This window comes from Rugosimonospora africana, assembly GCF_016862975.1.
GTDB lineage: Bacteria > Actinomycetota > Actinomycetes > Mycobacteriales > Micromonosporaceae > Rugosimonospora > Rugosimonospora africana.
On record NZ_BONZ01000105.1, the window covers coordinates 22,193 to 35,643 of the forward strand.

General features: G+C 66.8%; 10 protein-coding genes. 7 read left to right on the top strand and 3 right to left on the bottom strand.

What is annotated here, in order from left to right; genetic code table 11:
• The first annotated feature begins 4 nt into the window (after positions 1 to 4).
• Positions 5 to 1,747: a maltose alpha-D-glucosyltransferase gene (treS, locus tag Raf01_RS44445; RefSeq protein ID WP_239134463.1), complete on the top strand. Its 1,743-nt coding sequence runs from the start codon at positions 5 to 7 to the stop codon at positions 1,745 to 1,747.
• On the opposite strand, the gene Raf01_RS44450 is transcribed toward treS, so the two are convergent.
• The 3 genes from Raf01_RS44450 to Raf01_RS44460 are packed head-to-tail and all read right to left on the bottom strand — an operon-like array spanning position 1,708 to position 5,380.
• The gene (locus tag Raf01_RS44450; RefSeq protein WP_239134464.1) at positions 1,708 to 2,628 is read right to left on the bottom strand and encodes a carbohydrate ABC transporter permease; all 921 of its coding nucleotides are present in this window, start codon (positions 2,626 to 2,628) and stop codon (positions 1,708 to 1,710) included. The genes treS and Raf01_RS44450 overlap by 40 nt on opposite strands.
• On the bottom strand, positions 2,625 to 4,076 hold the full coding sequence (locus Raf01_RS44455) for an ABC transporter permease (protein ID WP_239134465.1): 1,452 nt from the start codon (positions 4,074 to 4,076) through the stop codon (positions 2,625 to 2,627). Before Raf01_RS44455 ends, Raf01_RS44450 begins: the two co-directional genes overlap by 4 nt.
• Complete coding sequence (locus Raf01_RS44460) at positions 4,073 to 5,380, bottom strand: ABC transporter substrate-binding protein (protein WP_203924199.1); 1,308 nt, start codon at positions 5,378 to 5,380, stop codon at positions 4,073 to 4,075. Before Raf01_RS44460 ends, Raf01_RS44455 begins: the two co-directional genes overlap by 4 nt.
• Before the next feature lie 634 nt (positions 5,381 to 6,014).
• On the opposite strand from Raf01_RS44460, the gene Raf01_RS44465 reads away from it, so the two are divergent.
• From Raf01_RS44465 to Raf01_RS44490, 6 genes are all read left to right on the top strand, one after another.
• Positions 6,015 to 7,232: a uroporphyrinogen-III synthase gene (locus Raf01_RS44465; protein WP_203924200.1), complete on the top strand. Its 1,218-nt coding sequence runs from the start codon at positions 6,015 to 6,017 to the stop codon at positions 7,230 to 7,232.
• Positions 7,233 to 7,627: 395 nt separating this feature from the next.
• Positions 7,628 to 9,484 carry a glycoside hydrolase family 2 protein gene (locus tag Raf01_RS44470; RefSeq protein WP_203924201.1) on the top strand — a complete coding sequence of 619 codons (1,857 nt, stop codon included), beginning with the start codon at positions 7,628 to 7,630 and terminating at the stop codon, positions 9,482 to 9,484.
• Between the two features lie 89 nt (positions 9,485 to 9,573).
• Positions 9,574 to 10,881 carry an ABC transporter substrate-binding protein gene (locus Raf01_RS44475; protein ID WP_203924202.1) on the top strand — a complete coding sequence of 436 codons (1,308 nt, stop codon included), beginning with the start codon at positions 9,574 to 9,576 and terminating at the stop codon, positions 10,879 to 10,881.
• A 158-nt stretch (positions 10,882 to 11,039) separates the two neighbouring features.
• Positions 11,040 to 11,852 carry a carbohydrate ABC transporter permease gene (locus Raf01_RS44480; protein WP_239134466.1) on the top strand — a complete coding sequence of 271 codons (813 nt, stop codon included), beginning with the start codon at positions 11,040 to 11,042 and terminating at the stop codon, positions 11,850 to 11,852.
• Positions 11,849 to 12,772: a carbohydrate ABC transporter permease gene (locus Raf01_RS44485; RefSeq protein ID WP_203924204.1), complete on the top strand. Its 924-nt coding sequence runs from the start codon at positions 11,849 to 11,851 to the stop codon at positions 12,770 to 12,772. The genes Raf01_RS44480 and Raf01_RS44485 overlap by 4 nt, the downstream gene beginning before the upstream one ends.
• Entirely contained in the window at positions 12,769 to 13,413 is a 645-nt protein-coding gene (locus tag Raf01_RS44490) for a hypothetical protein (protein WP_203924205.1), read from the top strand. The genes Raf01_RS44485 and Raf01_RS44490 overlap by 4 nt, the downstream gene beginning before the upstream one ends.
• The last annotated feature ends 38 nt before the right edge of the window (positions 13,414 to 13,451 follow it).

Sequence of the window (13,451 nt, forward strand, 5' to 3'; positions counted from 1 at the left end):
GTCTGTGTCGCGGCGCACGGCCCGTCGGCTGCCCGTCGAGCCGGACTGGTTCAAGCGGGCGGTGTTCTACGAGGTACTGGTACAGGCGTGCGCGGACTCGAACGCGGACGGGCACGGTGATCTGCCCGGGCTGACCGGGAAGCTGGACTACCTGCAGTGGCTCGGAGTGGACTGCGTGTGGCTGCCGCCGTTCTACGATTCCCCGCTGCGGGACGGCGGCTACGACATCCGGGACTACTATACGGTTTCACCCGAGTGCGGCACCATCGACGACTTCGTGACGCTGCTGGACGAGGCGCACGCGCGAGGGATCCGGGTCATCACGGACCTGGTGCTCAATCACACCTCCGACACCCACCAGTGGTTCCAGGAGTCGCGGCGTGACCCGCACGGCCCGTACGGCGACTTCTACGTGTGGCGCGACAGCGACACCGACTACGCGGGGGTACGGGTCATCTTCCACGACACCGAGCCGTCGAACTGGACGTTCGATCCGGTGCGGCAGCAGTTCTACTGGCACCGCTTCTACCATCACCAGCCGGACCTGAACTATGAGAACCCGGCCGTGCAGGAGGCGATGCTGGACATCGTGCGGTTCTGGCTGAACCTGGGCATCGACGGGTTTCGGCTGGACGCGGCCACGTACCTGTACGAGCGGGAGGGTACCGAATGCGCGAACCTGCCGGAGACCCACGCGTACCTCAGGCGGCTGCGCAAGGTGATCGATGACGAGTACCCCGGCTGTGTGCTGCTGGCCGAGGCCAACCTGTGGCCCACCGACCTGGTGCAGTACTTCGGCGACGCGAGCGTCGGCGGGGACGAGTGTCACATGGCGTTCCACTTCCCGCTCATGCCGCGCATCTTCATGGCCGTGCGCCGGGAGTCCCGCCGGCCGATCACCGAGATTCTCGCCCAGACTCCGGCGATTCCGTCCGGCTGCCAGTGGGGCACGTTCCTGCGCAACCATGACGAGCTGACGCTGGAGATGGTCACCGACGAGGAGCGAGACTACCTGTGGGCTGAGTACGCCAAGGATCCGAGGATGCGGCTCAACGCCGGGATCCGCCGGCGGCTGGCACCGATGGTCGGCAACGACCGCAACCAGATCGAGCTGTTCACCTCCCTGCTGCTGTCGCTTCCCGGCTCCCCGGTCATCTACTACGGCGACGAGATCGGCATGGGGGACAACGTGTATCTCGGCGACCGCGACGGGGTGCGTACCCCCATGCAGTGGTCGCCCGACCGCAACGGCGGCTTTTCACGCTGCGATCCCGGCCAGCTCTACCTGCCGGTCAACGCCGGCTGGGTCTACGGGTACCAGGCGGTCAACGTCGAGCGCCAGCAGGATCAGTCGGCCTCGCTCCTGCAGTGGACCCGCCGCATGATCGAGGTACGCAAACAGCATCCCGCGCTGGCCGTCGGCGAGTTCCACGATCTCGGCGGCTCCAACCCGGCCGTGCTGGCGTTTCTCCGCGAAACGGCCGACGAGGTCATCCTGTGCGTGCACAACCTGTCCCGCCATCCGGAACCCGTTCTGCTTCCCCTGGGCCCCCGTTTCCGCCGGCAGATCCCGGTCGAATTGACTGGCAGCACCATCTTCCCCGCCATCGGGCTGCGCCCGTACCTGCTCACTCTGCCGGGCTACGGCTCCTACTGGTTCCGCATCGTCCCCTCGCGTCGCCATGCCCGGGTGGCGAGTCACGCGGGTCACTTGTCGGAGCCGGCGAGCATGCCGTGCAGGAAGTAGCGGCGGAACGAGAAGAAGACCACCAGCGGTACGAGCATGGACACGAAGGCGCCGGGGCCGATCAGGTCGATGTTGGAGGAGAAGGTACGCATCTGCGAGAGCAGTTGGTAGGTGATGGGGGCGTGGGCGGAGTCCGCGAAGACCAGCGCGACCAGCAGGTCGTTCCACACCCACATGAACTCGTAGACGGCGAGCGCCGCGATGGCGGGCCGGCCGATGGGCAGCACGACCCGGCGAAAGATGCCGAGCTCGCTGCCGCCGTCGACCCGGGCCGCCTCCAGCAGGTCGCGGGGAATGCCGGCGAAGAAGTCGCGAAGCAGGAAGATGGCGAACGGTAGGCCGAAGGCGACGTGGAAGGCGACGACGGCGGGCACATCGCCGTAGATGTGCAGTGTGCGGAAGACGGCGGCGTCGGGAATGATGGCCACCTGCACCGGCACGACGATGAGCGCGACGGTCAAGGCGTAGACCCAGTTTCGGCCGGGAAAGTCGATCCATGCCAGGGCGTAGGCGGCTAGCGCCCCGATGCCGACGACGAGCACGGTGGACGGCACGGTGATGAGGACGCTGTTCCACAACGAGCCGAGGATGTCCTTGTCCTGCATGAGATTCAGGTAGTTGGACAGGGTGAGTCGAGCCGGCCTGCCGAAGACCGTCCACCAACCCGTGGCGCTGTTGTCCGCCGGCGCGCGCAGGCTCTCGATGAACAATCCGACAGTGGGCAGTAACCAGAACAGGCCGACGGTCCACACGCAGATCTGCAGTAGTGCCTTGCCGAACCGGTCGGCGACGCGCGCGATGAGGCTGCGCCGGGGTGGGACGGTGACAGCGGTGCCGGCGGGCACGAGCGTTGGCACCCGCGGGGTGACGGTCACACTCACGACGGGTCCCTCCGCAGCCGACGGACGTTGAACGCGATCGCGGGTATCACGAGGACGAACAGCAGCACACCCAGTGCGCTGCCCAGCCCTTTGTCCAGGCTGCCGCCGAAGGACACCTTGTACATCTGCACGGCGACGACGGTCGCGGCGTCCTGAGAGGAGTCCGGCGCGATCACGTACACCAGATCGAAGATTTTCAGAACGTTGATGATGAGGGTGACCATCACCACGATGAGCACCGGCCGGACGAGCGGGATGGTGACTCTGCGGAGCACCTGCCACTCGCTGGCCCCGTCGACTCGGGCGGCTTCCAGAGTCTCCCGGGGCAGTGCGCCTAGCCCGGCGGAGATGATCAGCATGGCGAATCCGGCCCAGATCCACAGGTATGCCACGATGATCGCCGGAGTGATCAGCGACGGCCCGAGCCAGCTGACCCCGCCGAACGGGGCGGCGAAGTCCGATGCGGGCAGGGCCAGGGTGAACCCGCTGCCGTGCAGCCCGGTGAAGGTGAACCGGCCCGCGTGGTCGGTGGTCGCGCTGGCAACCACCCTGCCATCGCGCACCGCCTGCACCCGGATGCCGGGCAGTCCCTGCTCGCCGCGGTCGATCGCCCCGACGCGCCCACCACCCGGGGTGAAGTCCAGCCACACCACGCCGGACAGCGCACCGTTCGTGGTGCCGGGAGCGGCGGCCTGGACCGCCCCGCCCGGGACCGTGTCCCGAGCCACCCCGACGAGCGGCAGCATCACCTGGGTGCCGACCGCGAACGTGTGCGTCGAGGCGTATCCGCCGTGGCCCGCCGCCGACAGTACGGTCGCGTCGCGAGGCCGCGCGCCCGGATACGGGGAGGCCGGCCGGAACACGTCGTGCACGACCGAGATCGCGGCGTTGAGTACGCCCCGATCGGGGCTCTCGTCGTAGACCAGGCGCCACGCTATCCCGGTGGATACCAACGACACAGCCATCGGCATGACCAGGATCGTCCTGAACACGGTGGCCAGCCGGACCCGTTGGCTGAGCACCGCGAAAATGAGCCCGAAGACGGTCACCAACGTCGGTGCGACAGCGACCCAGACCGCGTTGTTGAGAAGCGCGCGGCGGGTGTCGGCAGCGGAGAAAATCGTGATGTAGTTGCGCAGGCCCACCCAGTGCTGCCCCGCCGAATCATGCAGGCTCAGCCAGACGGTGCGGGCGATCGGCCAGGCCACCAGCAGGGCGAGGATCATCAGCGCGGGGGCCAGGAACACCGCCGCCACCGTCCGGCGCTCCCGCCGGACCGTGGCGGGTGGCCCTGCCTGCCGGGCGGGGTCCGGGCGGTCGGGGCCAGTGGGCCGGGGAATGACCGCCACGCGCCGCCGGGCGGTGGTAGCCGGATCGCGCGCGGGGTCGGTGCCCGTCGCGGTCGAGGCGCGCGCCGGTCCCTCAAACGGCTTGCCCGCGCCGGTCATGAGCGACTCCCGTAGTCCCTGGCGGCCGCGGCCTCCAGCGCCGCGGCGGTAGCGGTGGGATCGCCTGGGTGGGCAACGAAGTCGGTCAGCAGCTGCCATTCGTCCGCGCCGGCCTGGCCGCCGAATGCCTGTGGCGTCTGGTCGGACATGTCGAACTGCACCAGCGACGACGTGACCAATGCTTGGGCCATCGCCCGACTGGATTCATCCGGGTACGCGGACAGATCGAGCTTGCTGTTGGCGGACAGGAAGCCGCCCGCCTGTGCCCAGATCTTCGCAGCTTCAGGCGAGGCGAGGTAGGCCATCAGGGCTCGGGCACCGGGGGAGTCCCTGAACTGGACTGCCTCGTCGCCGGCGGACACGACAGCGGGGGCGGAGCCGTCGATGGAGGGGAAGGTGAAGAGTTTGGCATCGCCGCCGACCCTGGCCGCGCCCAGCTTGCTGATCTCACCGGCCACGAAGTCGCCCTCGTACAGCATGGCGGCCTTCGGCCGTTGGCCGAACACGTCCGCGATCGCCTGGGTGAAGGTCAACTGGGTGGCGCCTTTCTCGATCGTATTGGGCGTACCGAAGTAGCCGCCGAGCACGGTCAGCGCCCGCACCACCGTCGGGTCCGTCCACGCTAGCCTGTGTGCGGCCAACTGGGCGTACTTGTCGCTGCCAGCGACCCGCAGATAGACGTTCTCGAACCAGTCGGTGATCGGCCAGCCATCGGCGGCCGGGACAGCGATCGGCGTCACGCCCGAGTCAGCCAGGGTCTTGGACGTGCTGATGAAGTCAGTCCAGGTGGACGGTGGCCGCACGCCCGCCGCGGCGAAGTCGTCGACGCGGTACCAGATGATGGACTTGTTGGCGACTTTGAAGAAGAAGCCGTAGAGCTTGCCGTTCACGACGCCGAGCCGCTTCCACGCGTCGCTGTAATTGCTCGACACAGCCGCGGCGGCATCACCGGCGAGGGGAACCAGTTTCCCCTTCCGGGCGTACTCGGCGACCACGCCAGGTTGTGGCACCAGCGCCACGTCCGGTGGCGCACCACCTGTCAGCCGGCTGTTGAGCAGGATGTTGACGTTGTTGCCCCCGGAGGTATAGGTGACCCTGATGTGGGTCCTGGCGGTGAAGCCGTTGAGGACCTTCTGGAAGTTCGCCTGCTCCGCCCCGGTCCACTCACCGATGACCTCAAGGCTTCGGCCGCCCTCGTCACTGCCCGCAGACCCTGGGCCGGCTTCTGCAGTGATGCCACAGCCGGCCACCATCGCCAGCGCAACGGCGGCGATCGCCGCACCGTGTTGAAGCTTCCGAGACACCAACACCTCCCGGGGTCGCGGTCGGTTCGACACCCACTGCGCCAGCCGGCAGTGCCGTCGGACAGTCCGGTCCGCAGGCGTACCGTCCGTCGACGTCGACCGCGATTGTGGCTGCTTCCGTGCGCAACCAGCATGTGTGCGCTCGCGATCGGAGCACAGCGACGATGGAGCGCATGGCCGGTCGCCGATTCCGAACGAGGCGAATCGAATGTTGCCGGGGTGCGAAGGTCAGGACCAGAGCGCCATAGACACTGCAATGCGAACGAGAGAGTCCTCACAAGATCGACATCTGGGCCGCCGGTCACTGTTCGTGCGACACCGCGCACTCGGTTGGACGCTGGACGCATGGCATTGCGGGCGGATCGATCGGAGTCTGCCCCGTGACCTGCCAGGATCGCTGCGCCCGGCCAGCCCTGTCGAGCATGTGAACGAAACTCTACCAAGTCGTAACGCCAATGCCCGCGGACCTTCTGCGACCCTGAGTCGCAATACCGCCGCATTGGGGCGGCCGGCTTCCGATCGGTGCGACGTTCGATGAATCGAGCGTGGTTGAAACATCGCGCACCGGCCAACGTAAATCTGTAGGACATCAGCACGACAGCGATGTGCGTGCCACGCGGGGAGGGAGGCTGGGGTGGCGCCACCACCCAGGAACGCGCTGGCCGCGGTCGCACCGCTGGAAGCCGTAGCCCCCGCCCGCGTGGAAATCCCGCAGGAGCGGGCGGGCACCCATCCGCCGCAGGCGGAGCAGTACGGCCCGGCGGCGATGGCCGGGTACGCCGTCGCCGTCGTCTCCGACCGCCGCCGCCACCAGCTGTGCGACCTGCTGGAAGCGGCTGGAGCCCGTACCGTCGCGGTTCAGGGCGTGCGTACACTGTCCACCTTCGACAGTCAGCCGCTTCAGACACCGACCGCACAGGTGCTCGCCGCCCCCATCGACGAGCTGGTAGTCGCTTCGGAGTTCGGGTTCCGCTCCTGGCTACGGCTGGCTCGCGAGTGGCGGCTGGCCGACGCGCTGTCCGCGCGCTTCGCCGGCGCGCGGCGGCTGGCCAGTAACCCCCGAGCCGCCGACGCGCTGCGCGAGATCGGCCTGGGCGAGATCTGGTCCACCGCCGCCGGCAGCACCGAGGAACTCTTCCGCTACCTCATGGCGCAGCCGATGACCGGTCGCCGGGTGGTGGTCCAGAGCGACACCCCGTCCGTGGCCGAGCTGTGCCACGCGCTGCGCGCGGCCGGTGCCGACGTCGTCGAGGCGGTCACCCATCAGGCGCTGCCACCGACACACGCGGATCTGCTGCGTCGCCTCGGCGATCAGATCTGCGCGGGAGCGGTGGACGCGGTGGCGTTCACCAATCCCGCATCCGTGGACAACCTTCTCGCTCAGGCCATCGCGGACCAGCGCCTGAACGAGCTGCTCAACGCGATGTCCGACGAGGTACCCGCGATGTGTCTGGGAGAGCTGAGCGCCCAGCCGCTGCGCGCCCGCGGCGTGCCGGTCCGCCTGCCCGTCCAGCCCTTTCTCGAAGAGTTCGTGGCGCTCGCCGCGGCGACGGTGCCGGAACGCGCGGTGCGGGTCGTCGCGAGCGGGATGTCGCTTGAGATCCGGGGACAGGCCGTCGTGCTCAACGGTGAACTGATTCCCGTGCAGCCCGGGCCGATCGCGGTCCTGCGCGCGTTGGCCCGCCACCCCGGCCGAGTGATCTCCTGTGCGGAGATTCGCCGCGCGACTCCGAACTGGGCCGGCGTGGACGACCACGCCATCGAAATGGCCGTATCGCGCCTACGACGTTCACTGAGGAACAACGAACTGATCCAGACGGTCATGAAGCGCGGCTACCGGCTGTCCGGGTGAGCCTCGCTGCGCGCCGTCGGCCTGACGTACACCGGTATAGCGTGTTCGATGACGGTCAGGACGTATCTGCGGATGCCGTCAGTGTCACCTGATCCTTCGGCCGTGACGGGCCCACTCGATCGGCCCGTCCGGCGCACGGCTGTGGGCAAACCTCCATCGAGCATGACCTGCGGCTCACGTTGGGGCTGCGCGTTCGCCCGCTAGGTCTGCCGCATCTCGATTCCGATTCAACGTTGTATTTTTGTTGTCCGGCACGTAAGTTCAACGTTGATCCAGGATCGCCAACGAGGCGAACCGAGGGCATTCACCGAGGTGCGGATAGTCACGGCAGGCCCGTGACGGCACCTCCGGTGCACGACGCACAACGATGAACGGCGTGGGGGAGAGGTTTCTCAGTGAGAGGTTCCGGGACATACAGACTTCGCGCGAGCAGGCAGGAGGGGGATCGCCTTCGCCCGCAACTTCTCCGCGACTCGTACAGGGACCTCAGCGGTACATGGGGCTTCGCCCACGACGACACGAGCATCGGCGAGCGCGAGGGTTGGTCCGACGGTCGGCCGCTTCCCTCGACGATCGTCGTCCCGTTTCCTCCGGATTCGTCGGCCTCGGGGGTCGGTGCCACGGGGTACCACCCCGTCGTCTGGTACCGGCGCGAGATCTCGGCTGATGACCTCGCTGCCGTCGAGTTCGAGGATGGTCGACGGCTACTGGTTCATTTCGGCGCGGTCGACTACCGGGCTCGGGTCTGGCTGAACGGCGTGTTCGTCGGCGATCACGAGGGCGGACATACCCCGTTCGCGGTCGATGTCACGAACGCTCTGACCGCTCGGGGCGCGGGCGCCACCCACGTGCTCGTGGTGCGCGCAGAGGACGACCCCCAAGACGTGGCACAGCCGCGAGGAAAGCAGGACTGGCGCCAGGAGCCGCACGCCATCTGGTACCACCGCACGACGGGGATCTGGCAGCCCGTGTGGTTGGAAGCGGTGGCACCGATCCGGGTCGAGGACGTGTGGTGGACGTGCGACATCACCCGCGGGACCGCGACGGCGCAGGTCACCCTCAGCAAGCGCGTGCCAGCACGCGTCCGGGTCACGATCGCGCATGACGGCGACGTGCTGGGCGACACCGAGACCGACGTCACCGACGCGATCGTGTCGGTAACGGTCCCACTCGACGGGCAGGGCAACGGCCAGGGGTACGAGGAACTGCTGTGGCGCCCGGGCTCCCCGGTACTCCTGGACGCCTGGGTGAGTGTGCGCGTCAACGGTGTGGAGACCGATGTCGTGGCCAGTTACCTCGGGCTCCGGACGGTCGGCGCGGGCGATGGGCGGTTCTGGCTCAATGACCGGCCCTTCGTGCTGCGCTCGGTGCTGAGCCAGGGCTACTGGCCGGCGTCGCACCTCGCGGCTCCGTCCGCCGACGCACTGCGGCGGGAGGCAGAACTCGCGTTGGACCTGGGCTTCAACGCGGTACGGGTCCACCAGAAAATCGAGGACCCTCGGTTCCTCTTCCACGCCGACCAACTCGGGCTTCTCGTGTGGGGGGAGATGGCCGCCACCTACGCGTTCTCTGACATCACCGTACGCCGCACGATGTCGGAGTGGACGGCGGCCGTGATCCGGGACCGCAGCCACCCGAGCGTCGTCAGCTGGGTCCCGCTGAACGAGAGCTGGGGCGTCCAGCACATCGCGTCCCGCGCCGACCAGCGCGCGTTCGCCGAGTCCCTCTATCACCTGACCAAGGCACTCGACCCAACCCGTCCGGTCATCTCCAACGACGGCTGGGAGCAAGGCACAACAGACGTGTGGACCCTGCACGACTACGAGGAACGCCGCGAGGTGCTGGCTGCGCGCTACGACGCGGCTCCCGAGGCACTGCGCGCTCTCGTCAACGGAGTGGGGCCAGCCGGCCGCCGCGTCCGGCTCGCGGGCGCGCCCGAGCGCGGGCAGCCCGTGATGCTCACGGAGTTCGGAGGCGTCAAGTGGTCGGTGGACGACGAGCCGGCCGATGCCTGGGGTTACTCCGAGGCGTCGGACGCCGATGACTTCGCCGCGAGGATCGGGGCGATCCTCACCGGAGTGGTCGGCGGCGTCATCGGTGGGGGCCGGGACGAGGGGCTGGCTGGCTGGTGCTGGACGCAACTCACCGACACCGTGCAGGAACGCAACGGCCTGCTGACCGAGGATCGCACGCCGAAACTACCGATCGACACGCTTCGAGCGCTCATCGACCCCGAGCACATACGCAACTAGTACCCGCCGCTCGCATTCAACGATGGACGTGATCTGTCTGGCCCGGGGCAATGTTGTCCACCCCAAAGGAGGAAGTCATGATCAGGAAAATGTTGGCTGCCGTCGTCGCCGCAGGGACGGTCGGAGTGTTAGCTCTCTCCGGTTGCTCCGGCGGCGGAGGGGACGTCAACGCCCAGGCGCAACAGTTCACCAAGGACACGAAGGCGCAGATCTCCTTCTCCTGGTGGGGTAACAACGACCGTGCCGACCAGTTCGGCAAGGCGATCGCGCTCTTCAACAAGGAATATCCGAACGTCAAGGTCACTCGTAGTTTCGCCGCCTTCGCCGACTACTGGACGGCACGGAGCACAGAGGCTGCCGGCCACGCCTTGCCCGACCTGATGATGATGGACGCCGGGTACCTCTCCGAGTACGCGGGGAAGAACCTGCTCCAGGACCTCACCCCGTTGCGCAGCAGCGTCATGCCGCTCGACGGGGTCGACGATTCGTCGCTGGGCGCGGGAAAGGTCGACGGCAAGCTCGAGTCGGTTCCCCTGGGAACCAACACCTGGTCGATGATGTACAACAAGGATCTGCTGGATAAGCTCGGGATCAAGTACCCGACTGACAACATGAGCTGGACCGACCTCGGCAACTTCGTCCGCGAGGTCGACAAGGCGGGAGCGTCCGCGAACCCGTCACAGTTTGGGTCCAGCGACTATACCGACGGTCTTCCCGGCTTCATCTACTGGCTGATGCAGCAGGGTAAGGACGTCTTTACGAAGGAGGGCAAGCCCGCCTTCACGCAGCAACAGGTCATCGACTATGTCGACAGCGTCAAGGACATGCGTACCGGAGGCAGTTTCTTCCCCATCAAGCGGGACGTCGCCCTCGATCCGTTGAACGGATTCCTCGCCGGTCAGGCCGCGCTGTGGTTCAACTTCTCGACGACGCTCCTTCAGGCGATGACGGACTCCAAGACCGAGCACATCGGTATCGTCCCCGCGCCGAGCCCCGACGGCGTCGACAAGCACGTCCTCGCGCAGCACCCGAGCCTGCTGCTCAGCGTGTCTGCCAACTCGAAGCAGAAGGCTGCCGCCGCCGCTCTCCTGAACTTCCTGGTGACATCGCCGGACGTGGCGGCAGTATTCGGAACGTCGCTGGGGGTTCCCGCGACCGAAGAGGGACGCGCGGCCGCGGCGAAGGCCAACGCGACACCAGCCGATGCGGCCATCCTGAAGTACGCGAGCGACATGGCGCCCGAGACGACGGCAAGCTACCCGTTGCTTCCCGCGGGCTACGGCACCGTCGAGGCGAAGTGGGGTGAGCTCCACCAGCAGTTGGAGTACGGCCAGCTCAGCAGCAAGCAGTTCGCTCAGCAGTTTTTCGACGAGATGTCGTTGTCCCTCGGGAACTGACGGATTCCGGAGGCGGCATGATGACAGTCCAGGTAGCGCCCGGCGCCCAGAACGTCGCACCTCGGCGCCGCGCAACGCGGCGGCGACGCGACACCCGCGCCGGATACATCTTCCTCAGCCCGTGGCTGATCGGATTCTTCGTCCTCACCGCGGGGCCGATGGTCGCCTCGCTCGTCCTTTCGTTCACCAACTACGACCTCTTCTCCACACCGTCCCTGGTGGGCTTCGCCAATTACACGCGACTGTGGACCGATTCGAACTACCTCCAAGCGGTCAAAGTCACGGTCCTCTACGTGGTGATCGGGGCGCCCCTGAAGTTGATCGTCGCCCTCGCGGTGGCCGTCCTGCTCAATAGCGCCCGAGGAGGATCGGGCTTCTACCGGTCGGGCTTCTACCTGCCCTCACTGATCGGCGGAAGCGTATCGATCGCGATCATCTGGAAGGCCATGTTCATCGACAACGGCGTCGTCGCCAGCATCGGATCGTTCTTCGGCGGTCCCCCGGCGGAGAGCGGTGGATGGGTGGGGAATCCGTCGATGACGCTGCCCATGCTGATACTGCTCACCGTGTGGCAGTTCGGCGCGCCGATGGTGATCTTTCTCGCTGGCCTCAAGCAGGTTCCGACGGAGTTGCTTGAAGCGGCGTCGGTGGACGGTGCGGGTCGAGTCCGTCGGTTTATCCGGGTCACACTGCCCATGATTTCCCCGGTGCTCTTCTTCAACCTTCTGCTGGAGCTGATCCACGCGTTCCAGGTCTTCAACTCCGCCTTCATCATCTCGAACGGCACCGGTGGCCCGGTCCGTTCGACGCTGTTCTACACCCTGTACCTCTATCAGCGCGGATTCCAGAGTTTCCAGATGGGGTACGCGTCGGCGATGGCCTGGGTGCTTCTCATCGTCGTCGGGCTCGTTACGTTCATGCTCTTCCGCACATCGAAGGCGTGGGTGCACTACGCGGGAGACGAGAAATGACCGTGAACGTGGCGGAAGTGTCGAACGTGGAATCGGCGACTGGAGGAAGCGCCAGGTCCGGCCGGCGGCGTGCCGGGTCGGGTCGGCGGTCGTGGATCAAATCGTCCGTCTTCCATATCTTCTCGCTGGCCGTCCTGGTGGTGATCCTGTATCCGGCGCTCTGGATGGTGATGTCATCGTTCAAGCCGAGCAACCAGATCATCGGGTCGGTGAACCTGATCCCGGGGCACGGGACCTTCGACAACTACGTGAAGGCATTCCAGGGGATCGGGGGCGTGTCCTTCTGGACATTCCTGCTGAACTCGCTCGGGCTCGCCGTCCTGTCGGTCGTCGGCGTGACATTGTCGTGTTCGATCACGGCGTACGCCTTCTCGCGGATCAGGTTTCCGGGGCGAGGAGTCTTCTTCGCATGCATGATCACGACGATGCTCCTGCCGTTCCACGTTGTGATCATTCCCCAGTACATCATGTTCAACCAACTGGGGATGATCAATACCTGGTGGCCGTTGCTGCTGGGCAAGTTCCTCGCCGCGGACGCGTTCTTCGTGTTCTTGATGATCCAGTTTATCCGCGGCCTGCCGCGTGAACTGGACGAGGCGGCGCGAATCGACGGCGCGGGTCATGCCCGGATTTTCTGGTCGGTGATACTCCCGCTCATGAAGCCGGCGCTCGTGACCAGTGCCATATTCGCATTCATCTGGTCGTGGAACGACTTCTTCGGACCGTTGTTGTACCTGAAGACGCCCGACTCCTACACGATGCCGCTGGCTCTTCGTCTGTACGTCGACCAGACCTCGACGAGTGACTACGGTGCACAGACGGCGATGGCGATCCTCGCGCTCTTGCCCGTCGTGCTCTTCTTCCTCGCCTTCCAGCGACACCTGGTGGAGGGCGTGGCAACGCAGGGGCTGAAGGGATGACGCCCACCGTGCACCGCGACGGCGCGCCGATCGCCGAACCGCGGGAGCAGTTTCGGACCTTCGGCAACGGGAAGCTCGCCCTCTTCGGCGAGATGGTGGTCGTCGGACTTGTCGTGACGGCATTCATGCTCACCGGCGTCCTCGCCGTCGCGGCACTGGCCGCGGGAACCCAACACTTCAGACGCACCCTGGCGGCGAAGACGAACTCGTTGGGCGATCTGCTCACCGGCGTGTGGCAGGCGCTCCACCACGGCTGGCTCCTCACGGTGGCGTACGTCGTCGCCGCGGCGCTTCTCGTGCTCAACGCGGCCATGGGCGCCCAGGGCCTGGTTCCCGGAGGAAGGGTCTACGCCGCGGTGAGCGGCGGGTTGGCGCTCGCGGTCATGGTGCTCATCTGCAGGTCCGCCGAACTGTGGCATCCAGGTGCTCGCTGGCCGGACGTCCTGCGTCAGGCGCGCGACGTGACCGTCGGCGACCCGGTGGGTACGTGCTTCGTTCTCACGGGCATTCTCGTCGGCGCGATGGTCGTGTGGATGCTGCCGCCGCTGGCAGTCATCGTGCCGGGAATGCTGACGCTCAGCCTCACCGCCGCCCAGGCCCGACGCGAGCAACGGCGCCCGGCAAGAGGGGGGAGCGACTGAGCAGAGTCACACGTGCGCCAAACATCCTCCAGAGCATC

Coding starts and splice junctions, on each gene's coding strand:
- Raf01_RS44490 (WP_203924205.1), top strand. CDS start 12,769: ATGACGCCCACCGTGCACCGCGACGGCGCGCCGATCGCCGAACCGCGG.
- Raf01_RS44485 (WP_203924204.1), top strand. CDS start 11,849: ATGACCGTGAACGTGGCGGAAGTGTCGAACGTGGAATCGGCGACTGGA.
- Raf01_RS44455 (WP_239134465.1), bottom strand. CDS start 4,076: ATGACCGGCGCGGGCAAGCCGTTTGAGGGACCGGCGCGCGCCTCGACC.
- Raf01_RS44475 (WP_203924202.1), top strand. CDS start 9,574: ATGTTGGCTGCCGTCGTCGCCGCAGGGACGGTCGGAGTGTTAGCTCTC.
- Raf01_RS44480 (WP_239134466.1), top strand. CDS start 11,040: ATGGTCGCCTCGCTCGTCCTTTCGTTCACCAACTACGACCTCTTCTCC.